At 32.4% G+C, this 23,550-nt stretch carries 21 protein-coding genes; 14 read left to right on the forward strand and 7 right to left on the reverse strand.

Going from position 1 to position 23,550, the window contains the following annotated elements; translation table 11 throughout:
• Window positions 1-9: 9 nt before the first annotated feature.
• On the forward strand, window positions 10-1,617 hold the full coding sequence (locus EYD46_RS14825; protein WP_130937954.1) for a S8 family serine peptidase: 1,608 nt from the start codon (window positions 10-12) through the stop codon (window positions 1,615-1,617).
• On the forward strand, window positions 1,617-2,558 hold the full coding sequence (locus EYD46_RS14830) for an NAD(P)H-dependent flavin oxidoreductase (RefSeq protein ID WP_130937955.1): 942 nt from the start codon (window positions 1,617-1,619) through the stop codon (window positions 2,556-2,558). Before EYD46_RS14825 ends, EYD46_RS14830 begins: the two co-directional genes overlap by 1 nt.
• A 4-nt stretch (window positions 2,559-2,562) precedes the next feature.
• Here EYD46_RS14830 and EYD46_RS14835 read toward each other — a convergent pair whose 3' ends face one another.
• On the reverse strand, window positions 2,563-3,498 hold the full coding sequence (locus EYD46_RS14835) for a TolB-like translocation protein (RefSeq protein WP_130937956.1): 936 nt from the start codon (window positions 3,496-3,498) through the stop codon (window positions 2,563-2,565).
• Between the two features lie 319 nt (window positions 3,499-3,817).
• On the opposite strand from EYD46_RS14835, the gene EYD46_RS14840 reads away from it, so the two are divergent.
• From EYD46_RS14840 to EYD46_RS14850, 3 genes are read left to right on the forward strand one after another with little or no spacing between them, the layout of a single operon-like run.
• Complete coding sequence (locus tag EYD46_RS14840) at window positions 3,818-5,191, forward strand: MATE family efflux transporter (protein WP_130937957.1); 1,374 nt, start codon at window positions 3,818-3,820, stop codon at window positions 5,189-5,191.
• A gap of 10 nt (window positions 5,192-5,201) precedes the next feature.
• Entirely contained in the window at window positions 5,202-5,429 is a 228-nt protein-coding gene (locus EYD46_RS14845; RefSeq protein WP_130937958.1) for a hypothetical protein, read from the forward strand.
• A 9-nt stretch (window positions 5,430-5,438) separates the two neighbouring features.
• Window positions 5,439-6,008 (forward strand): phosphatase PAP2 family protein, encoded by a 570-nt coding sequence (locus tag EYD46_RS14850; protein WP_130937959.1) that lies wholly within the window; start codon window positions 5,439-5,441, stop codon window positions 6,006-6,008.
• Here the strand turns inward: EYD46_RS14850 and meaB are convergent.
• Together meaB and EYD46_RS14860 are read right to left on the reverse strand one after the other, a co-directional pair.
• Window positions 5,985-7,067 carry a methylmalonyl Co-A mutase-associated GTPase MeaB gene (meaB, locus tag EYD46_RS14855; RefSeq protein WP_130937960.1) on the reverse strand — a complete coding sequence of 361 codons (1,083 nt, stop codon included), beginning with the start codon at window positions 7,065-7,067 and terminating at the stop codon, window positions 5,985-5,987. The genes EYD46_RS14850 and meaB overlap by 24 nt on opposite strands.
• Before the next feature lie 100 nt (window positions 7,068-7,167).
• Window positions 7,168-7,725, reverse strand: coding sequence for a DUF2911 domain-containing protein (locus EYD46_RS14860; RefSeq protein ID WP_130937961.1), 558 nt, complete (start codon window positions 7,723-7,725; stop codon window positions 7,168-7,170).
• Window positions 7,726-7,975: 250 nt separating this feature from the next.
• Between EYD46_RS14860 and EYD46_RS14865 the strand changes: the two genes are divergently transcribed.
• The 6 genes from EYD46_RS14865 (at window position 7,976) to EYD46_RS14890 (ending at window position 15,964) form a co-directional block, all read left to right on the forward strand.
• The gene (locus EYD46_RS14865; protein WP_130937962.1) at window positions 7,976-9,091 is read left to right on the forward strand and encodes a DUF2891 domain-containing protein; all 1,116 of its coding nucleotides are present in this window, start codon (window positions 7,976-7,978) and stop codon (window positions 9,089-9,091) included.
• Window positions 9,092-9,179: 88 nt separating this feature from the next.
• A complete protein-coding gene (locus EYD46_RS14870) occupies window positions 9,180-12,416 on the forward strand; it encodes a S41 family peptidase (protein WP_130937963.1) in 3,237 nt (1,078 codons plus the stop codon).
• Window positions 12,417-12,443: 27 nt separating this feature from the next.
• Window positions 12,444-13,649, forward strand: coding sequence for an Nramp family divalent metal transporter (locus EYD46_RS14875; protein WP_130937964.1), 1,206 nt, complete (start codon window positions 12,444-12,446; stop codon window positions 13,647-13,649).
• Window positions 13,649-14,389, forward strand: a complete 741-nt coding sequence (gene pxpA / locus EYD46_RS14880) for a 5-oxoprolinase subunit PxpA (protein WP_130937965.1) — start codon at window positions 13,649-13,651, stop codon at window positions 14,387-14,389. The genes EYD46_RS14875 and pxpA overlap by 1 nt, the downstream gene beginning before the upstream one ends.
• A 2-nt stretch (window positions 14,390-14,391) precedes the next feature.
• Complete coding sequence (gene pxpB, locus EYD46_RS14885) at window positions 14,392-15,123, forward strand: 5-oxoprolinase subunit PxpB (protein ID WP_130937966.1); 732 nt, start codon at window positions 14,392-14,394, stop codon at window positions 15,121-15,123.
• Window positions 15,116-15,964 carry a 5-oxoprolinase subunit C family protein gene (locus EYD46_RS14890; RefSeq protein WP_130937967.1) on the forward strand — a complete coding sequence of 283 codons (849 nt, stop codon included), beginning with the start codon at window positions 15,116-15,118 and terminating at the stop codon, window positions 15,962-15,964. Before pxpB ends, EYD46_RS14890 begins: the two co-directional genes overlap by 8 nt.
• On the opposite strand, the gene deoC is transcribed toward EYD46_RS14890, so the two are convergent.
• The 4 genes from deoC to clpB form a co-directional block, all read right to left on the reverse strand.
• Window positions 15,954-16,697 carry a deoxyribose-phosphate aldolase gene (gene deoC / locus EYD46_RS14895; protein ID WP_130937968.1) on the reverse strand — a complete coding sequence of 248 codons (744 nt, stop codon included), beginning with the start codon at window positions 16,695-16,697 and terminating at the stop codon, window positions 15,954-15,956. The two genes, EYD46_RS14890 and deoC, sit on opposite strands and share 11 nt — an antisense overlap.
• A gap of 237 nt (window positions 16,698-16,934) precedes the next feature.
• The gene (locus tag EYD46_RS14900; protein WP_130937969.1) at window positions 16,935-17,426 is read right to left on the reverse strand and encodes an acyl-CoA thioesterase; all 492 of its coding nucleotides are present in this window, start codon (window positions 17,424-17,426) and stop codon (window positions 16,935-16,937) included.
• Between the two features lie 50 nt (window positions 17,427-17,476).
• Window positions 17,477-18,076 (reverse strand): TetR/AcrR family transcriptional regulator, encoded by a 600-nt coding sequence (locus EYD46_RS14905; protein WP_229731359.1) that lies wholly within the window; start codon window positions 18,074-18,076, stop codon window positions 17,477-17,479.
• A gap of 109 nt (window positions 18,077-18,185) precedes the next feature.
• Window positions 18,186-20,789 (reverse strand): ATP-dependent chaperone ClpB, encoded by a 2,604-nt coding sequence (clpB, locus tag EYD46_RS14910; RefSeq protein ID WP_130937970.1) that lies wholly within the window; start codon window positions 20,787-20,789, stop codon window positions 18,186-18,188.
• Window positions 20,790-21,007: 218 nt separating this feature from the next.
• On the opposite strand from clpB, the gene ytxJ reads away from it, so the two are divergent.
• From ytxJ to EYD46_RS14925, 3 genes are read left to right on the forward strand one after another with little or no spacing between them, the layout of a single operon-like run.
• Window positions 21,008-21,400, forward strand: a complete 393-nt coding sequence (ytxJ, locus tag EYD46_RS14915) for a bacillithiol system redox-active protein YtxJ (protein WP_130937971.1) — start codon at window positions 21,008-21,010, stop codon at window positions 21,398-21,400.
• 9 nt (window positions 21,401-21,409) lie between these two features.
• On the forward strand, window positions 21,410-21,817 hold the full coding sequence (locus EYD46_RS14920) for a gamma-glutamylcyclotransferase family protein (RefSeq protein WP_130937972.1): 408 nt from the start codon (window positions 21,410-21,412) through the stop codon (window positions 21,815-21,817).
• Window positions 21,804-23,492 carry an RluA family pseudouridine synthase gene (locus EYD46_RS14925; RefSeq protein WP_130937973.1) on the forward strand — a complete coding sequence of 563 codons (1,689 nt, stop codon included), beginning with the start codon at window positions 21,804-21,806 and terminating at the stop codon, window positions 23,490-23,492. Before EYD46_RS14920 ends, EYD46_RS14925 begins: the two co-directional genes overlap by 14 nt.
• The last annotated feature ends 58 nt before the right edge of the window (window positions 23,493-23,550 follow it).

Below are 23,550 nucleotides of genomic sequence, written 5' to 3' on the forward strand. Positions count from 1 at the left end.
CATTTTGCTATGAAAAGGATACACACTTTTTTACTGTTGTTTTTTGTGCAACTGTTTCTATATGCTCAAGAAGATGCTTGGGTATTTTTCACAGATAAGGAAAATGTTGCCAGCTCCATAGCGAATCCTATAACTATCCTTTCCCAAAAAGCTATAAATAGAAAGCAAAGACACAATATTTTAATTGACGTTCGTGATGTTCCAGTAAATGAAAACTACATAGATCAAATAAAGAGTGCAAATGGAATTACTGTTTTGGCTAAATCTAAGTGGTTTAATGCAGTACATGTTAGAGGAAGCCAAATAAATATTGAAGCACTAACAAATTTAAGTTTTGTGAGTACTATTGATTTTGCAAGTAGAGATTTAAATACAACAAAAGTTTTAAATCAAAAGCAAGAATTAAAATTGGAAGGTGTTTTAACAAATTTCAATTATGGTAATGCTGCTAATCAAATTGAAATGTTTAACGGAGATAAGTTACATGAACTCAATTATACTGGTTCTGGTATTACTATAGCAATATTAGATTCAGGTTTTCCAAATGTAAATACAATAACAGCGTTTCAAAGAGCTAGAGATGAAGGTCTTATTTTAGGAACGTATGATTTTGTAAATAGAGATGATAATGTCTATACAGCAACAACAAGTAACCATGGGACCTTAGTGTTAAGTGATATAGCTGGTTACATAGAAAACCAGTTTGTAGGCACAGCTCCAGATGCTTCATACTATTTGTTTATTACTGAAGATGCTACTAGTGAAACTCCTGCAGAAGAGAGTTATTGGGTTGAAGCAGCAGAAGTAGCAGATAGTTTAGGGGTAGATATTATAAATACATCTTTAGGATATTCAGATTTTGATGGTACTAAATACGATTATGAACCATCAGATATGAATGGTAATACAGCATTTATAACCAAAGGCGCAAATATAGCGTTTGAGAAAGGGCTTTTACTAGTAACTTCAGCAGGTAATTCAGGTAATTGGGGAGTTACAGCTCCTGCAGATTCGCCTAATGTACTATCTGTTGGAGCGGTGGATGAATCTGGTAATTACGTAAGTTTTAGTTCTGTTGGAACACAATTCCAGATTACTCAAAAACCAGATGTGGTAGCTCAAGGAGGTTTAAGCTATGTGATTACAGAGAACAATACTATTGCTAGAGCTAATGGAACATCATTTAGTGCGCCAATTTTGGCTGGAGGTATAGCGTGTTTATGGCAAGCACTTCCTGATAAAACCAATGCAGAGCTCATGGAGTTGGTAAGAGCTTCAGCTTCACAATATAATACACCAGATAATTTTTTAGGATACGGCATTCCTAATCTACAGTCAGCTTTAAATGTCTCACTTTCAGATGAATCTGAAACAGAAGATGATTTAAATATTAGTTTATACCCAAATCCAGTTGAAGATGTTCTTTTTGTAAACCTTTCCTCTGAAGATGCTTCAGCTATAATTAGCATTTATAGTATATTAGGAAGAAGGGTAAACTCTTTTTTAGTCTCTGCTGAGAATAATAAAATTGATATATCTTCTATTTCCAGCGGACTATACATAGCAAAAATTGATATGAATAATGTGTCGAAAACCATAAAAATTATAAAACAATAATGCCAAATAGGATTACAGAACTCTTTAATATAAGATACCCAATTATTCAAGCAGGTATGGTTTGGAATAGTGGTTGGCGTTTGGCATCCGCAGCAAGTAATTCTGGAATTTTGGGTTTAATAGGAGCAGGCTCTATGTATCCTGAAGTACTTAAAACCCATATCCAGAAATGTAAAAAAGCAACAGGACATCCATTTGGAGTAAATGTGCCGATGTTATATCCAGATATTGAAAAAATAATGGATATTATAATTGAAGAAGGTGTGAAAATTGTCTTTACAGCAGCAGGGAGCCCTAAAACTTGGACAAAGTGGTTACAAGACAGAGGCGTTATAGTAGTACATGTTGTAAGTAGCATTAAGTTTGCATTAAAAGCACAGGAAGCCGGTGTAGATGCTATTGTAGCAGAAGGCTTTGAGGCTGGTGGACATAATGGTAGAGATGAGACAACTACACTAACGCTAATACCCATGGTAAAAGAAAAGATTGATACACCTTTGATAGCTGCAGGAGGTATAGCCACAGGAAGAGCTATGTTAGCATGTATGGTTTTAGGTGCAGATGGTGTACAAATTGGTAGTAGATTTGTAGCCAGTGAAGAGAGTTCCGCACACAGTGCGTTTAAAAATGTTGTTGTTGATGCAAAAGAAGGAAGCACTCAGTTAACCTTGAAAGAATTAACTCCCGTAAGACTTATAAAAAATAAGTTTTACAATGATGTACAAGAACTTTATAAAAAAGGGGCATCAGTAGAAGAGCTAAAAGTACTTTTAGGAAGAGCACGAGCGAAAAAAGGTATGTTTGAGGGAGATTTAGATGAGGGCGAGTTAGAAATTGGTCAGATATCTGGATTAATTCATGATATTAAACCAGTAAAAACTATAGTTTCTAATATAGTTAATGAATTTGAGCTTGCTAAAATTGAAATGTCTAAACTATAAAAGACTATAGTTTATTTTCAAAATTAACTATATACAACCTACTCAATCCATTTTCATATTTATAGAGCTCAGATAATAATTCTTTAGTAGTAAGTGCTTTATCTAGTTCAACATTTGTAGCATCTCTTTTACTAGTAAAATAAAGTGTTTTATTGTTAACATCAACAAAAGGACAATAGTCCATTTTATTAGAATTTATTTGTTTACCTAAATTTTCAGCCTTACTCCATCCGCTTTTTGTATTGTAACTAATATACAAGTCTCCACTACCAAAGCCATCTTTACGATTGTATCCTCCAAAAATAAGATAAGACTCGTCAGGAGCAACAAACGCATTGTATTCATAACTTACAGTATTAATACTATCTGATAATGCTATCGCCTCAGTATATACTCCATCAACTTTCTTACTTACATAAATATCGTCTTTTCGTTTAAGTTCTGGGTTATCTCGTGTAAAGTAAAAATTACCATTCTCTGCAATTGAAGGATAAAATTCTCCGTGTACTGTATTTATTGGATACCCTATATTTATTGGTACAGACCATGAATCGCTTAACGTATCTCTTGTTACATACCATATATCAAAATCTTTTTCTTCATTTTTAGAATTTGGTTTTGGTCTTGTTGACACAAAATAAAGTGTTAGTCCATCTTTCGAGAAAAAAGGTTCTAAATCAAAATATTGGCCAGAAAAAGAAGTGATTTTTGGTAAACTCCACTCATTGTTTTTCTTTTTTACCTCTATGATTGCAGAAAGGTTTCCCATAACACTTTGGGCGGAGAACAAAACTTCACTACCATCTGGAGAAATAGCAATGTCTCTAACATTAGGAAATTGTTTTACAATTTTTGATAGAAATGGCTGTGGTTTTTGCTGTGCCAGAAAGAAGTTTATGCTACACAGAAATATTGACAGAAACATAAAATGTGCCTTCATAAAAAATGAATTTGGTATGAAGCAATATATAAAAAGTGGAGGTCTGTTCTTCAGAAAAAAATGTTAATTAAAAAGGGGAAATTTAAATTTCCCCTTTTAGTTTTAGAAACATGTTCATTAATTCTTTAATCCCTAATCTAAAAATAAAATGTTTCTCAATAACCCATATTCCTTTACCCTAAAAAAAAGAATAGGATTATTTTGATTTCAAATGTATGAATATACTTCAATTTAAATAAGATTTTTTAAATAAATTTTATTAACATTTGTTAATAAACTATAATTGGGTATTGAAATTTGGAAATTTTACTTTTGCATAATGCAATTAAAAAACTATACTAAAGAGTTTAAGTACAATTGGAAATTGGCATCTCCCGTAATGCTAGGAATGTTAGGGCATACCTTCGTGAGTTTTATCGACAATATTATGGTTGGGCAACTAGGTACTGCAGAATTAGCAGCTGTTTCATTAGGGAATAGTTTTATGTTTATTGCCATGTCTTTAGGTATAGGCTTTTCAACAGCAATAACGCCATTGATAGCTGAAGCGGATACAGGACAAAATTTTAAAATAGGAAAATCATACGTTAAACATGGTTTGTTTTTGTGTACAGTTCTAGGTGTGGTTTTATTTGGAATGGTGCTTTTTGCCAAACCACTTATGTATTTTATGAAACAGCCAATTGAAGTTGTAGAACTAGCTATTCCATATTTAGATTTGGTTGCATTCTCATTAATCCCATTAATTATTTTTCAAGGTATTAAACAATTTAGTGATGGACTATCCATGACAAAATACCCTATGTATGCTACCCTAATAGCAAATCTTGTTAACATAGTATTAAATTATGTATTGATTTTTGGGAAATTTGGAGTACCACAATTAGGTATTGTAGGTGCAGCTTATGGCACATTGGCTTCTAGAATTATAATGGTTGGTTATTTATGGTTTTTATTAAAGAAAGATGAAAATTCTAGATATTACGTTTCTAGCATAAAGTTTTTTGTTTTAGAAAAGGTAATGCTTAAAAAAATATTCAATTTAGGTTTCCCAAGTGCAATGCAAATGTTTTTTGAAGTAGCAATATTTACTGCTGCTATTTGGTTAAGCGGTTTGTTAGGCAAGAACCCGCAAGCAGCTAATCAAATTGCTTTAAACCTAGCTTCCATGACGTTTATGGTAGCTATGGGATTAAGTGTTACAGCTATGATTCGTGTGGGTAATCAAAAAGGGTTAAAACAATATAAGGAGTTACGACGTATAGCATTTTCAATTTTTTTATTTGGATTAATTATAGCGGTTAGTTTTGCTGTTTTATTTTTAATATTTCATAATCAATTACCAAAACTATATTTAGATTATAATGATGTTGAGAATGCTTTAGATAATATAGAAGTACTAAAAATTGCAGCAAAGTTATTGCTTGTTGCAGCAGTTTTTCAAATAAGTGATAGTATTCAAGTTATGGTTTTAGGGGCATTAAGAGGATTACAAGATGTAAAAGTTCCAATGCTATTATTATTTGTAGCATATTGGGTAATTGGTTTTCCGGTTTCATGGTTTTTAGGAAAAGCTGATGTCTATGGTAGTATAGGTGTTTGGATTGGATTACTGGCAGGATTAACTGCAGCAGCAATTTTATTGTATATTCGATTTAATTTTTTGACGAAAAAGCTAATTTTGCTAGAATAAATTTAAATAAATGACACTTCCAAAATTTATATTAGGAGATAATACAGAGTATCCAAATTCTATTTTTGTAATTCACACTGAGTTTCCAAGATTTATTATTAATCTTGAAAATGATGAAGTGGAATGGTTTGAGGATTTTGATGCTGAAGACCAAAACGAATTAGCAACTGAGACAGAAAATGCTATTAAACTAGCAACTGATTTTTATGATTCAGAAATAGCAAAATATGACGAATAGCTTTAATTTATGATAGAGCAACTTTTAGAATACGACACCGAACTTTTCTTATTTTTAAATAACCTTGGATCTGAACCTTGGGATACGCTTTGGTTGATAATAACTGATAAGCTTACATTTATCCCTTTGTATGCTATACTTTTATTTTTACTTTATAAAAAGTTTGGAGCAAAATCATTATTAGTTTTTGTGGTTGTTGTAGCTTTAATGATAACGTTTACAGATCAAGTAACTAATATGTTTAAAAGAGGTTTTGAAAGACCAAGACCCTGTGGTGTTTCAGACTTGGCAGATCAATTACGATTTATTGCTGTACGGTGTGGTAAATATGGTTTTTTCTCTGGGCATTCATCAAATTCTATGGCAGCAGCAGTTTTTGCAGGTTTAGCTTTACGGTCTTATTACAAGAATTTAATTTTTGTACTATTGTTTTGGAGTGCTATTGTAGCCTACAGTCGTATTTATGTTGGAGTACACTATCCCTTAGATATTGTTTGTGGCTTAACCTTTGGAGCCATTTCAGGTTTTCTGTTTTATAAATTATCACAATACCTTTTAGAGCGATTTGTTAAGGTTTAAAATAAGTTCAGCGGCAGCAAAAGGTGTAACTTCATTATTTTCAATAAGCCTTAATTGATTTTTAAGAGCGGTTTTTACATCTTCCTTACCAAAAAAGTCTGATTTCAATCGATTTTCAATAGTTTGAATGAGCCAATACTTATTTTGTTCATTTCTTTTTTTATCAAAATAGGTATTGCTTTTGGTAAGTTCTATGTAATCTGAAACTAGTTGCCATATACTAGTAATACCTTCATTATGTAATGCACTGCATAAAGCAACTTTTGGCGTCCATCCTGAAACTTTTTGTGGATATAAATGTAATGCTTTACTAAACTCAACTTTAGCTAAATTTGCAGCTTTTTTATTGTCGCCATCGGTTTTGTTTATGGCAATAGCATCAGCCATTTCAATAATACCACGTTTAATACCTTGCAACTCATCTCCAGCACCAGCTAGCTTAAGTAATAAAAAGAAATCTACCATACTGTGTACTACAGTTTCGCTTTGCCCAACTCCAACGGTTTCAATTAAAATAATATCAAAACCAGCAGCTTCACATAAAATAATAGTTTCTCTAGTTTTTCTGGCAACACCACCTAGAGAATCTCCTGAAGCGGAAGGACGTATATAGGCATTTTTATCCTTTACTAAGGATGACATTCTTGTTTTATCACCTAAAATACTTCCTTTAGTTACAGAACTACTCGGGTCTATAGCTAAAACTGCAACATGTTTGCCTTGTTTGGTCAAATATTTTCCTAATGCCTCTATAAAAGTACTTTTGCCAACACCAGGTACTCCTGTTATACCTATTCTTATAGATTTGTTTGAATGTGGTAAACACTGCTTTAAAATCGTATTAGCTTGTTCCTGATGCTTGGGGTTTGTACTTTCTATCAAGGTAATGGCTCTACTTAAATCTGTAGTGTTACGATTTAATATACTTTTAACCAACTTATCAGAATCCAACAATTTCGTACGTTTAGATTTAAACTTAGATGTAGAAGTTGTGTTAACTGTTTCAAAGTTAGAAACACCAACGGTTTGTTTTAAAGCTGTTTTTTTTCTGTTTGCCACAAGTTAAGAGTATGTGTCTCTAAGATAGTATTTTATTTAGTTTTTTGTATTTACGAGAAGATAATTTAACAGGAAATACATTTTAATCTAGGAGTGTTTTTTATTGTCGTAATGGTACCTTGATACGTATATCGTCCCAAGCCATAGTCATGAACAGTTTATCGGTAGAATTATCAAAAGCTATAGTAAACTGTTCTACGGTTGTATCTAGATTTTCTACAGGAGCTATATAATTAATAACATCAAATTGCGCCTCTCTAAGAGGTTTGTGTGTTACATGGTCTACACCCCAAGGGTATTGTTTTGAGTTGAAAATTACCGTCCACGCAGTATCGTTTGGTATTGTCCAAAGTGTGTATTTTCCAGCTTGTATATAACCTTTACCTATTTTAAGAGGTTTGTTGGTTTCAAAAGTTGTAGCTTCATTTGCGCCTGTACGCCAAACGTCATTATAAGGTACTAAGGCTCCAAATATTTCTCTTCCCCGTTTTGATGGTCTGTTATAAAACACATTCAGCTTTAAGTCATCAACTTTAAAGGCTACATTCTTCTTTGGGCTTTTTCTTTTTTGGAGTCCGTCGTTAAAATATGAATATATGCAAATACCAGCTGCAACTACTATTAATATGAAAATGATGCGCTTTAAAAAGGTATTCATGAAATCTGAGGGTTTAATATGCGTAAAGATACTTGATGCTATAGTATTTGTGAAGTAGAACGTTGAATTATTTATGATTGTTGTGTCATTACATATATTCATTTTATGTAAATAAAAACAAACTAAAAAACAATGTCGAAAAGTAAGAAATTGATAAAATGCTTTCTGGTAACATTTTAAAAAACAAGTGCTTTTATTTTAAACTCAAATTGTTAATCCAATTAATTTCAATAATACCTATCTTTAACTTATGAAAGTATGCTACATATTATTAGTATTTGTATTGCTGAGTTGCAATACCAGAAAAAAGGAAGACAGTCCGATAGAAATACCTAGTATTAATTCTGAAATAAGTACAAAAACACCAAAGCTAGATTTGGAACAAGCCAAAAAACTAGCAGAATTACCTTTACATTGTATCAATATAGAATATCCCAATAAACTTTCGCAAACTTTGGGTAGTGACGAAGATTTAAAGTCTCCAATAATTTTACATCCAGCATTTTATGGTTGTTTTGATTGGCATTCAGCGGTACATGGGCACTGGAGTTTGGTAAGTTTGTTAAAATCTTTTCCTGATATTGAGCATGCAGAAGAGATAAAGAAACGATTACTTCATAATATTTCAAAAGAAAATATAGAAGCTGAAGTATCCTATTTTAAAGGGAAACACAATACATCTTATGAGCGTACTTATGGTTGGGCGTGGTTGCTAAAACTAGCCGAAGAATTACATACTTGGGATGATAAAACTGCAAAACAGTTAGAAGCAAATTTACAGCCACTTACAAATTTGATCGTGGAAAAATATATAGACTATTTACCTAAGTTGAATTACTCATTACGAGTGGGCACACATACTAATACAGCTTTTGGGTTATCCTTTGCCTATGATTATGCCCAAACTGTTGGACATGATGGTTTAAAAAAAGCAATAAAAGATAGAGCATTATTTTTCTTTAAGAATGATAAAAATTGTCCTATATCATGGGAACCTAGTGGGAGTGATTTTTTATCACCTTGTTTAGAAGAAGCAGCATTAATGAAGCGTTTGCTGCCCCTTGAAGATTATAAAGTTTGGTTAGATAATTTTTTACCACAATTGAAAAATAAAAATTTTAATATTGAAGTTGGATTAGTTTCTGATAGAACAGATGGGCATTTGGTGCATTTAGATGGTGTTAACTTTTCTAGAGCTTGGAATTTGTATAAAATAGCAGAAGATATACCTGAATATAGTCATTTAAAACATGTTGCAAACCAGCACATCAATTATTCGCTTCCAAGTATTTTTGGTGATGATTATATGGGCGGACATTGGTTAGGTAGTTTTGCTATTTACGCATTGAATGCTTCCAATTTGTAATTGTTTTTTGTTAAACATATTTTAATTTATACATATCTAAAGTACACAAGTTCTATTTTTACGGGAATAACTAAAATAACCCATAAAAATGAAATGTACTTCAAGGCTGTTTACACTAGTTGCTCTAGTGTTTGTAAGCTTCGGGATGGCTCAAAACCCTTTAATTAATTTCCCAGCAATAAGCCCTGATGGGCAAACGATTGCATTTAACTATCAAGGTGATATTTGGACAGCAACTGTTAATGGTCAAAATCCAAAAAGATTAACAGTACACGAAGCTTACGATACAAAACCTGTTTGGAGTGCAGATGGTAAGTCTATAGCTTTTATTAGTGAGCGATTTGGTAATAATGATGTTTATGTGATGCCAACCAATGGTGGGACTCCAAAACGAATAACATATCATTCTGCTAGAGATATTATTACCGATTACACACCTAATGGCGATATACTATTTTCTACAAGGAGAAATTTTGTGCAAGTAGAGCGTGAATATGAAACCCATATTGTAAGTGCTAGTGGAGGAACGCCAAAACGCTATCTAGATGCTACTGGTTTTGATGCAACACTCTCACCAAATGGTAAATTCGTGGTTTTTGTAAAAGGAAGTTGTAGATTAGAAAGAGAAGCGTATAGAGGGCCTGCAAATAGAGATGTGTGGTTATATAATATTAAAAATGATAGCTATTCAAAACTTACCGATTATGATGGAAACGATTTTTATCCGCAGTGGGGAGACAACAACACAATTTATTTCCAATCCTCTAGAAGTGGTAAGTACAACATTTATAAGTTAACTATAAGTGATTCAGGTGTAAAGCAGGGAGACGTATATCAAATTACAAACTTCTCAGATATGGGGATTTTTTCATTTCAAATTAGTAGAAATGGAACTGATTTAGTAACTAATAAAGGAAACAGCGTTTATGTTATTAATGCAAATACCAAATCCCAAACAGAGGTTAAAATAAATATTGCTTCAGATTATAGATTCGACCCCGTTGTACATAAGACATACAGCAGTAATATTGATGATATTGCTGTTTCTCCAAATGGAAAACATGCAGCAATTACTATACGAGGAGAGATTTTTATTAGGGAAACTTCAAAAGATAAAAAACGTACAGTAAATATAACAAAATCGTCTTTTAGGGATGGTAATGCAACATGGCTAAACGATAGTACAGTACTGTTTATTTCTGATAGAGATGGACAGAAAGATATGTATTTGGTAAAATCTGATAATGAAAACGAATCCGATTTGTTTAAAACCTTAAAACATAAGATAGAAAGATTAACTAAAACAAAAGATGATAAAAACAACTTAGTATTATCTCCAGATGGTAAATCTATTGCTTATACAGTAGGTAGAGGGCAATTGGTTGTTGCAAATATTGATAATAAGGGGAAAATGTCAAACACAAAAACGTTGCTAGATGGTTGGGCAACTGCGCGAGGTGTATCATGGTCTCCAGATTCTAAATGGTTAGCATATAGTTTAAGCGATTTAGATTTTAATTCTGAAATCTATATTCATCAAGCAGATAATAGCACTAAACCAGTAAATATTTCAATGCATCCAAAACAGGATAGAGTGCCTGTGTGGAGTCAGGATGGAAAAAAATTAATGTTTTCTTCAAACAGAAATAATAGCGATTATGATGTGTGGTTTACATGGTTAACCAAAGCAGATTGGGAAAAAACTAAAGAAGATTGGGAAGAAGATATTGATGATTCTAAAGAAAAAAATACGAAAGAAGATAAAAAAGCAGACAAGGATAAAAAAGATAAAACTCCAAAAGTAAAACCTGTTGCTATAGATTTTGATGATATTCACGAACGTCAAGTCCAAGTCACGTCTTATGTTGGAGGTGAGTTCGGACAATTATTTTCTAAAGATTCAAAAACTATATATTATACAACAGGTAATGGTAGTAGAGGTAATGCAAATACAGATTCTGATTTGTTTAAAATAAAATGGAACGGAGAAGATAGAAAAGCATTAACATCGAATAGTACACGACCATCAAATATTTCTATTAATAAAAAGCAATCAATGCTTTACTTCACTAAAAGAGGAGGAAGCCTTTCTAGTATTAATCTATCAAATGATAAAAGTGAATCATTATCATTTTCTGCAAAGATGGATATTGATTACAACAAGGAATCACAACAAATATTTAATGAAGCTTGGAAGGCAATAAACGATGGGTTTTACGACCCTAATTTTCATGGGCAAGACTGGGAGAGTTTAAGAAAAAAATACGAGCCTTTAGCGTTAAACGCATCAACAAGGGATGATTTTCAAACTGTTTTTAATTGGATGTTAGGTCAAATAAATGCAAGCCACATGGGATTGTATCGTGTAGAAACAAGAGAGGACCTTCAAAGTGAAAGAACAGGTTTGCTAGGAATAGAGTTTGAGCCAACTTCCAATGGGCATTTAAAAGTAGTATCGGTGGTATCTACAATGCCTGCAGATAGAAACGCGAGTCAAATAAATATTGGAGATATTATAACTTCGGTAAATGGAAACGATTTAGATAAATCCTCTAACGTTTACGAATTCTTGGAAGGTACAGCGAATGAAAAAATATACTTAGAAGTAGATAGAAAGGGAAATTCAAAAGAAATTATCATCAGGCCAAAGAGCAGTAATCGTGCAGAAAATTACAATGCTTGGGTTAAAGCGCGAAAGCATTTAACTGATAAATATTCAAACGGACGTTTAGGTTACATTCACATCCAAGGTATGAACTGGACAAGTTTTGAGCGTTTTGAACGTGAATTAACAGCTGCGGGATTAGGTAAAGAAGGTGTTGTAATAGATGTAAGGTTTAATGGAGGTGGTTGGACTACCGATTATTTAATGGCCGTTTTGAATGTAAAACAGCATGCATATACTGTACCAAGGGGGGCAGCTAAAAATTTAGAAACAGAACATACTAAATTTATAAAAAATTACCCCTACAGTGAACGTTTGCCTCTAGCCTCATGGACAAAGCCATCTATTGCGCTTTGTAATCAAAATAGTTATTCTAATGCTGAAATCTTTTCACATGCTTATAAAAATCTAGGAATTGGAACATTGGTAGGAATACCAACATTTGGAGCAGTAATTTCAACTGGAGGCACAGGTTTAATTGATGGATCCTATGTTAGAATGCCTTTTAGAGGTTGGTACGTAAAGGCAACTCAATCTAATATGGAGTTAGGTCCAGCAGTACCAGACATCATAGTACATAATAATCCTGATGATAAAGCTAAAAATAAAGATACGCAGCTTAAAAAGGCAGTAGATGAACTGCTAAGTCAATTAAAATAGTATCTTTAGTTTAAGAACTAACTTAATTTGAATAAGCTTTTTAAATATATTGGTCCAGGACCTTTAATTGCAGCTGCTTTTATAGGTCCTGGTACAGTTACAGTATGTACACTTGCCGGGGTGCAATTTGGTTTTAATCTGCTTTGGGCTATGGTATTGTCAGTTGGTGCCACAATTATTCTTCAAGAAATGACAGCTCGTTTAGGGTTAGTATCACAACAAGGATTAGCTGAAGTCTTAACATCCGAGATAAAAGATTCCTTTTTTAAGTATATAGTTGTTTTTTTAGTGCTTTCAGCTATTGTAGTTGGTAATGCTGCTTATGAAGGCGGTAATATAAGCGGAGGTGTGCTTGGTTTAGAAACTCTTTTAGGAGGTAATAAAATTATTTTCAGTTTGTTAATTGGAGTAATTGCATTTGTTTTACTCTTTTTAGGTAACTATAAAGTTCTAGAGCGTGTATTAGTAATTCTTGTAATTCTTATGAGTTTGGCATTTTTAATCACAGCTATACTCACTAAGCCTGATGTTTCTGAAATATTCAAAGGTGCTTTTTTACCAAATTTTCCAGAAGATAGCACACTTCTTGTATTGGGATTAATAGGAACTACGGTTGTGCCTTACAACTTATTTTTACATGCTTCATTAGTTAAAGAAAAGTGGCATACTATTGATGATTTAAAATATGCAAGAAAAGATACATTTATAGCCATTACTTTAGGTGGAGTAGTTTCCATGAGCATCATTATTTGTGGTGCTGCTATTCATAATTTAGAAGTGAAAAATGCGACTGATTTAGCGCTTGGGTTAGAACCTTTATTTGGGAGTTTTTCAAAGTATTTTTTAGCTATTGGATTATTTTCTGCAGGAATAACAAGTGCCATTACAGCACCACTAGCTGCTGCCTATGTAGCTTCAGGGTGTTTTGGGTGGGATACAAATCTAAAGTCCTTTAAGTTTAGAAGTATTTGGATGCTAATTTTAGTATTAGGTGTGGTTATAGCATCATCAGGATTTAAGCCCATACAAGTTATTAAATTTGCGCAAGTAGCCAATGGTTTGTTGCTTCCTATTATAGCTGTACTTTTATTATGGATAATGAATAGAAAGAAATTACTTGGAGTTCACAAGAATTCTGTTATGAATAATATTTTGGGTGGATGTATTGTTTTGATTAGTTTGCTTTTAGCTGTAGCTGGTTTAAGTAAAGTATTTAATTTAAATGTGTTTTAGTGAGAGAGTTTTCTATTGATATAAACGCAGATTTAGGAGAAGGTATTGGTAATGAAGAACAGTTAATGCCTTTAATATCTTCTTGTAACATTGCTTGTGGAGGGCATGCGGGAGATAAAAATACCATTAGAGAAGTTGTAAAGCTTGCTAAGGCATATAAGGTAAAAATTGGTGCTCACCCTTCATTTCCTGACCCAGAAAATTTTGGACGACTTCCAATGGAAATGCCTTACGCAGCATTATTTAAATCAATAAAAGATCAAATAAATACTTTAGTTGATATAGTAGATGAAGAAAATACAGTTTTACACCATGTTAAACCTCATGGAGCTTTATATAATAAAGCGGTAAAGGATGCAAAAATTGCAAATGTAATTATTGAGGTAATGAAGAGTATGCATTTACCTGTGTATTTATATGTCCCCTACAAGTCAGTAATCGCAAGGTTAGCAATAGAGTATAAGATTCCTATAATTTATGAAGCCTTTGCAGACAGAAGGTATAATGATGATTTAACCTTAGTTTCAAGATCAAAAAAAAATGCAGTACTTCATGATGAAGATGAGGTGTTTCAACATGTGTACACAATGATTTCTCAAAAAAAGGTAAAGTCTATTTCGGGTAAAGAATTAGAAATAAAAGCCCATACATTTTGTATTCACGGTGATAATCCAAAAGCTATTGGATTGGTAAATAGATTAAAATACAGTTTGGAATCTAAAGGTGTTAGTGTTCTTTAGTTATGAAATACAAATTGAAATACAAACGATTTAGTGAAACTTCAATTCTCATAGAATGGCCACAAAAGATTGAAAAATCTATTTTAGATGATATTCTAGTGTTTAAAGAAAAAATAGAACAATCGGACTTATTTTCAAATGGATTTATAAATCATGCGTATGCTTCATTGCTTTTGAATTTTAATGATGCCGTTTTCGATTTTGCTTTAAAAATTGAAGAACTTAATGGGTTATACAAGCAGCCAAACATAAAGAATAATCTAAATAGCAGATTATGGAGAATACCTGTGTGCTACGATAAGCGTTTTGGAATTGATTTGGATGACATATCGAAAGGAAAAAATATTGAAATAGAAGAGTTGGTTAAACGTCATACCACACCAGTTTACACTATATTTTTTATAGGCTTTCTTCCTGGTTTCCTGTATTTAGGAGGTTTAGATACATCTCTTTTTGTACCTAGGAGAGCTGTGCCTAGATTAAAAATACCAAGTGGTTCTGTTGCCATTGGAGGGCAACAAACAGGAATTTATCCATCTGAAAGCCCTGGAGGATGGCATATTATTGGTAATTCTCCAATTAATTTTTTTGATGTTTCAAAAGAAGAACCTTGCTTTTCTAGATCAGGAGATCGTCTTCAATTTTATGCCATTTCACTAAAAGAGTATAATGATATAAAAACTTTAGTTGCAGCTGGAGTATACCAATTAAAAAGCGAGATAATAAATGATTAAGGTGTTACATCCAGGGTTTTACACCACAATACAAGATTTAGGAAGGACAAACTACCAACATTTTGGGGTGCCAAAATCTGGAGTTATGGACCAAAGGGCTGCAAAAATAGCTAATGCACTTGTAGGGAATAATGAAAATGAAGCTGTTTTAGAAATTACAATGAGTGGGCCAAAGCTAGAGTTTCAAACAGAGGCTATAATAGCTATTACGGGCGCTAATTTAAATCCAAAATTGAATAGTAAGGAAATTTTAAATAATCGTTTATTAAAAGTAAGTGAGAGCGATATTTTAAGTTTTGGGAATTTGGTTTCAGGATTTCGTTGTTATTTAGCTGTTTCAGGAGGTTTGCAAACCCGAATTGTTTTAGGAAGCAAAAGTATGTATAGCGGTATAACTCAATATGATATTATTAAAAAAAATGATTTTTTTAGTACTGTTAAAAGTGATATTTCAAATGAAAAACAGTTTTCGGGATTAAAGGTTAATGATTCGTATTTAAAATCCTCAACACTAGAAGTTTTAAAAGGGTTGGAATTTGATAGTTTAACTACTATTCAAAAAGAAAAATTATTATCAAAAACATTTAAAGTATCAAAAGATAACAACAGAATGGCATATCAACTTGAAGAACATATTGAGAATAATCTAAAACCAATAATTACGTCTCCAGTTATACCAGGCACTGTGCAATTAACCCCTTCGGGAAAAATAATTATTCTAATGCGAGATTGCCAAACTACGGGAGGTTATCCAAGAATATTGCAACTAACAACATCTGCAATCAATGTATTAGCTCAAAAATTTACTGGAAACACTATTAGTTTTAAGCTTAAAGATTAACCCTTATATCTTTTAGTACATCTAGAGAAACTTCACTTTTTTGGGAAGTTTCCATGTAGCGTCTATATATTTTAGAATTTCTTTTTTGTAGTGTGTCTTTTTCTGGTTTTAAAACGGTTGATGTACCAATTCTATCTGCACCAGATTCTAGATATTTTACGGCTGTTTCAAAATCAGTAACACCGCCTGAAGCTTTTATTTTTGCACTGTCTTTTACAGTTTTTTTCATGATTTTAACTGCTGTAAATGTCGCCCCACCAGAAGCAAATCCAGTAGACGTTTTTACAAAATCAGCATTAGCATCAACTGCAATTTCACATGCTTTAACAATTTCATTCTTATTAAGCTCAGAAATTTCAATGATTACTTTTAATGTAGTATCCCCTACAGCACGTTTAACATCAGAAATATCCCTTAAAACAGAAACGTAATTTCTACTTTTTAAGTAGCCTAGATTTATTACCATATCTATTTCATCAGCTCCATCTTCAATAGCATTTTGTGCTTCAGAAATTTTACTTTGTGTGGACATTGCCCCTAACGGAAAACCAACTACAGTACATATTTTTACATCAGTATTCATAAGAAGTTCTTTTGCTAGTTTAACGTAAGAACCATTTACACATACTGAAAAATATTGATTAGCTTTTGCTATTTTGCATATATTGATGATGTCTCTTTCTGTAGCCGTTGGCTTTAAAAACGTATAGTCTATGTAGTTAGATAAATTCATAAAATAAAAGTAGGTTTCCTTTAAACATTAATATATTTTTCTGTTCTTACTAGGGACTATAAGAGCACTGTGAAAATAAAAATTTATGTTATAACGGGGAGAAACCGTTTTACATTTTTATCAACATATTAATAAACATTAAAAGTAAACAATATTATATTTTATGGATGTTTTTTAAGACAATATTCGATGAATGGAAGTACAATTAAGATTTTAAGCTTTTAAGTCTATCACAATTTAAGAATATACTCGTTTTGTTTTAAAGTGTTTAATACGCTCTTCAAAGGTAGTTTCAGGTACTGGATTGTTTACTTCCTCAAAAATTGTCATGAAACTATCTGAGTGTTGTTCTCTCTTTTGTTCTAATAAATTAAAATGCACAAAACTACACCATATCATTGATTTTAGATAGGATTTATGTTCATCATACATTCGCATTTCCACACATAGTTCACTATCGTTATATCCAATAAGTTGCGACTCAACAGTTACAGTTTCCATTAGTAAAGCAGGTTTTAAGTATACAATTTGGTTACTTCCAGATACCCAGCTTTTGCCAGTTTGTTTTGCTATTTTATAAATATCTAAATCGTAATGCTCTATAAGCATGTCTTCTCTATGATTCATAAAATAATCTATATAGTTGCCATTGTTTAAATGATTGAAAGGATCGCAATGTTGAAATCTGATTTTAGCTTTACTTTGAAGTACTTTCGGTAATGCATTCATTTTTTTGATTGTTTTAATATACCAATTGGTATAATTTATAATAAAATTTTTTAAATTTTCAGTTGATTATGGATGATTCTATCTAGATAATTCATAGTGTCTTTCATATATAATTCATCATTCATAGTATAGGTCATAAATATAGCACCTTGAATAATTGTATCTATACGTTTTGCATAAACCATAGCGTTTATATCAGGAGATATTTCATTAGCTTCAATACCATTTTCAATAATAGTACATAAATTGTCCTGAATACGTTGAATAAGATCTCTTACTTTTTTTAGTAATTCTGAATTACTATTATTGGCATCTACTCCAATATTTATAACAGGACAGCCTCCTAATTTTTTACTAAAAGTATAGTAATTACGGTAAAAATCAGTGATGAGAAATAATTTTTGAATTGGAGAATCACTTAATTTTAAATGGTTAGATAAAGGCTGCATTAAATATTTTACCATATACTTAAAACAAGAGAAAGATAAATCTTCCTTGTTTTTAAAATTACCATAAATAGCACCCTTAGTTAATCCGGTAGCATTAGTTATATCTGATAGCGATGTAGCTGCATAGCCATTTTTATTAAAAATAGGTGCAGAAACTTCAATAATATGTTGTTTTGTGAGCTCTGATTTAGTTATCATCATTACAAATATAATAAAATATACCAAACGGTATATTTTATTATAAAGAAAAAGCAACGTTTGTCAAAAATTAACATCCGTTGCTTTTCAAACTAACCAACCAAACTAAACATTATATTTCTTCTACTAAGTCGCTTTGATTTCTAAAAACTAACATATTATCAAAAGCATCTAGTAAAATAATACTATCCGTAGTAACTTTTCCTGCTAAAATCTCTTTACTCAGAGCGTTTAACACTTCTTTTTGTATTACACGCTTTACTGGACGTGCTCCATATTCAGGGTTATAACCCTTATCAGCTAAATAACTTATGGCTTCTTTAGTGGCATCAAATGTAATATTTTGTTGTCCTAACATTTTAGTTACGCTTTTCAGCTGTAGTCCAACAATGTCTACTATGTTTTTCTTTGTTAAAGGTGTAAACATTACAGTATCATCTATTCTATTTAAAAACTCAGGACGTACACTTTGTTTTAACAAACCTAAAACATCCACTTTTGCTGCTTCAATTGCAGATTCAATATCTTTTGTAGCTTCAAAACGTTCTTGTATAATTTGACTACCCATGTTTGATGTCATAATTATAATAGTGTTTTTAAAATCAGCAACACGTCCTTTATTATCAGTTAAATGACCTTCATCTAGCACTTGTAACAAAATGTTAAAGGTGTCTGGATGCGCTTTTTCAATTTCATCTAACAACACTACAGAATATGGCTTTCTTCTAACAGCTTCAGTAAGTTGCCCGCCTTCATCATAACCTACATATCCAGGAGGTGCACCAACTAATCTGCTTACTGCATGACGTTCTTGATATTCACTCATATCAATTCTAGTCATGGCATTTTCATCATCAAATAAATATTCTGCTAGGGCCTTTGCTAACTCAGTTTTACCAACTCCAGTTGTACCTAGAAATAAGAATGTGCCAATTGGTTTTTGCGGGTTTTGTAAACCAGCTCTACTGCGTCTTACAGCATCACTTACTGCTTCAATAGCCTCTTCTTGACCTACCACACGTTTGTGTAGTTCATCTTCTAGTTTTAGCAGTTTTTCACGCTCACTTTGTAGCATTTTAGTAACTGGAATACCTGTCCATTTTGCTACAACTTCAGCAATGTCGTCATGTGTTACTTCTTCTTTTATTAAAGAGTTTTCAGATTGTTCTTGTAATTGCTTTTGGAAAATTTCCAATTGTTCTTGGGCTTCTTTAATTTTTCCGTAACGCAATTCTGCTACCTTTCCATAATCGCCTTCGCGTTCAGCTTTTTCAGCTTCTAACTTGTAGTTTTCAATATCTTGTTTTGTGTTTTGTATATGGTCTACTACTTCTTTTTCGCTTTTCCATTTCGCATTAATGTCATTGCGTTGCTCCTTTAAATTTGCTAAATCAGAACGTAAAGATTTTAATTTAGTTTCGTCTTTTTCGCGTTTAATTGCTTCAATTTCAATTTCCAATTGCATGATTTTTCTATCCAAAACGTCCAATTCTTCAGGTTTTGAATTGATTTCCATGCGTAATTTAGAAGCAGCCTCATCCATAAGGTCTATAGCTTTATCAGGTAAAAACCTGTTGGTAATGTAGCGCTGCGATAATTCTACAGCCCCAATAATAGCTTCATCCTTGATTCTTACCTTGTGGTGAGTTTCATACTTTTCTTTAATACCTCTTAATATAGAAATAGCACTTTCAGTATCAGGTTCATCCACCAATACCTTTTGGAATCTCCGCTCTAAGGCTTTGTCCTTTTCAAAGTATTTTTGGTATTCATCTAAAGTTGTAGCACCTATGGCTCTTAGTTCGCCTCTGGCTAAGGCTGGCTTTAAAATATTAGCTGCATCCATAGCGCCTTGCCCGCCTCCTGCACCAACGAGAGTATGTATTTCGTCAATAAACAGTACAATGTCGCCATCACTAGTAGTAACTTCTTTAACCACAGCTTTTAGGCGTTCTTCAAACTCACCTTTATATTTTGCACCTGCAATAAGTGCACCCATATCTAATGCAAAAATCTGCTTATCTTTTAGGTTTTCTGGAATGTCACCATCTATAATTCTGTGTGCTAAACCTTCTGCTATAGCTGTTTTACCAGTTCCAGGTTCTCCAACCAAAATAGGGTTGTTTTTAGTACGACGTGATAAAATTTGAAGAATTCTTCGTATTTCCTCATCCCTACCAATTACAGGGTCTAACTTTCCGTCTTTTGCTAATTGATTTAAGTTTTTAGCATATTTTGCTAAGGCGTTATATGTCTCTTCTTGACTTTGTGAAGTTACATTTTCTCCTTTACGTAGTTCATCAATAGCTGCTTTTAAGCTTTTTTCTGTTACCCCTTGATCTTTCAGCATCTGAGCAATTTTACTATTAGATTTAAATACAGCTAAAAGTAAATGCTCTACAGATACAAATTCGTCTTTCATTTTTTTAGCAATAACGGCAGCTTCGTTTAAACTTTTACCAGCTTCACGAGATAGCATTAAATCTGTTCCTGAAACTTTTGCAAAACTTTCCAATTGTTTGTCTAAAGCTTGTTTAAGTATAGAAAGGTTTACATTAAGTTTCTTTAATATGTAGGGTAATACATTTTCGTCAACTTCAAAAATTCCCTTAATTATGTGTTCATTTTCAATTTGTTGGTGTCCATAACCTTGCGCAATTTGTTGCGCTTGTTGTATGGCTTCTTGAGATTTTATGGTATAATTATTAAAATTCATAGTTATATTATAATGTTTTCTTTTTCGTTAACTTTACGCTTTCATTAGGTCAATTATCTTACCAATTATAATAGCACTAAAATTTAAGACAAAATGTCTGTAATATCCCGAAAATGAATGACTTTTAGTCAGGTGTAAGATGTATAAGGTAACATCGACTTATAAAGCAATGAAAATCAAAGATTAACGTTTCAATTAAAAAGAATTAATAGCATAGCATGGGATTACTAAATAAATTATTTGGAGGAGGAGAAAAAGTAGAACGAGAGGAAAAAGTCTTACCATGGATTCCTTTAAGCGATGTAAAACAGTTAGATTATATTGAGAAAAAATCTAGTATAAAAGCACAAGTTATTTTTAAGCATTCCACACGTTGTGGTATTAGTAACATGGTGCAACGCCAGTTTATTAGTGAGTATAATTTTAGCGAAAAAGACTTAGATTTATATTACTTAGATATTTTAAGTTATAGACAAGTTTCTGATGAAGTTGGATATAAATTCCAATTAATACATGAGTCTCCACAGCTTCTTGTTATTAAGAATGGTACTTTAGTAGCAAATGCTTCTCATGGGCAAATTAATCAAGTAGATTTAAGTAGATTCGTTTAGTATTATACCTTGAAGTCTGATTACTTATTTGTTTATGGTACATTACAAGCAAAGGCAGATAATGAAATGTCTAGGTTTCTTTTATCTAACGCTAAAGTAGTCGACAAGGGGTATTTTAATGGTAAATTGTACAAGGTATCTTGGTTTCCTGGAGCTATTTTGAGTGCGGCTATTACAGATAAAGTTTATGGAACTGTTTTTAAATTGAGATCTATTCCTGATGCTTTTAAAATTCTAGATCAATACGAGGGATTTTATGAAAACGATACAGTGTCTAGTTTATTTGTAAGACAACAAATTGAAGTTTTTTTAGAAAATGGTAGTAGAATAAATGCTTGGGTGTATCTTTACAACCAGAAGATTACTAATGAACCGCAAATTATCTCAGGGGATTTTTTGAAAGATGCCAACACCTAAATTTACTGATACTTTTTTTCATCCATTGAAGGGTAACGAGGCTATCACTTTGCCTGAAAAATTTACATTTCCTTTTTATTACGAGCCACATAAACTGAGTATTCTGGCAGCTAATGATTTACAAAACTATTTAGAATGCCAAACGGATTTTAAACATAATTTTGGATTGCAACTTTATGCAGAAGGGCTTATTATAGGTAAGATGTTTGGGGTTATGGTTGTAGAGAATACTAACGGAAAATTGGGTTATTTAGCAGCATTTTCAGGAAAACTTGCCGAAAGTAATTACCATAAAGGTTTTGTGCCCACAGTATACAATACCCTTGATGAACACGGGTTTTATAAAAAAGGTGAAGCAGAATTAAATAGTTTAAATGCTGAAATTAAAGCATTGGAACAAGCAACGGGGTTTTTAAAAGCAGAAGCAAGTTTAAAGCAATGCGAACAAAGCTATAAAACAGAACTAGAAGCGTATAAACAAAAAATAAAAACCCAAAAAAAAGAACGTAAACAACAGCGAGAATCAGCCTTACATAAGTTGTCTTCAAAAGACTATGAGCTGTTATTGGAAGATTTAAAAAGTCAAAGCATTTACTATCATTATAGGTTAAAAGATTTAAAACAAGAATGGGAAGCTAAAATTGATAATGCAAAAATAGCCCTTAGTAATTTTCAAGTACCTATAACAAACCTTAAAGAAAAGCGAGCAAAACTTTCAGCATCACTACAGAAGCGTTTGCATGAGCAATATCGTTTTTTAAATGCTAAAGGTAGTACCAAAGATTTGTTAGATATTTTTGATGATGCGCAAGTGCCACCACCTGCAGGGTCTGGTGAGTGTGCCGCTCCAAAACTATTTCAATATGCTTATGAAAACGAGCTAAAACCTATAGCTATGGCAGAGTTTTGGTGGGGCACATCGCCAAAGTCTATGGTACGAAAACACAAACAGTTTTATCCGTCTTGTAGAAGCAAGTGTGAACCCATTTTAGGACATATGATGCAGGGTTTAGATGTTGAAGAAAGTCCAATAGCTCAAATACCTATACATAACAAACCTTTAGATATTGTATACGAAGACGAGTATGTATTGCTTGTAAATAAACCTCATGAATTTCTATCGGTGCCAGGAAAACACATTCAGGAATCAGTATTAACAAGAATGAAGCGTTACTTGCCAAAAGCCAAAGGACCATTGTTAGTGCATCGATTAGATATGTCTACATCTGGACTTATTTTAGTAGCTAAAAATGAAAAAACACACAAAAACCTTCAAAAGCAATTTATAGATCGTACCGTTAAAAAACGATATGTAGCAATTTTAGATGGAGAAATACCCACCAAATCAGGGACTGTAGATTTGCCATTGCGTGTAGATTTAGATAATCGTCCGCAACAATTGGTATGTTACGAATATGGTAAGCCAGCTAAAACAAAATACGAAGTTGTTGGTGCTAAAAATGGTAAAACCCGCATACATTTTTATCCTATTTCTGGTCGTACACATCAACTGCGTGTGCATGCAGCACATTCCAATGGTTTAAATATACCCATTGTTGGCGATGATTTATACGGCACAAAAGCAGACCGTTTATATTTACATGCAGAATCGCTTAAGTTTAATCATCCCGTAACACAAGAAGTTTTAGAGGTGGTTTGTAAGACCCCATTTTAACTTTTTAGTATTCTGAATTTGATTTAAGATGTTTTCATAACTACTTTTTAAAACAAAT

Source organism: Hyunsoonleella pacifica, from assembly GCF_004310335.1.
GTDB lineage: Bacteria > Bacteroidota > Bacteroidia > Flavobacteriales > Flavobacteriaceae > Jejuia > Jejuia pacifica.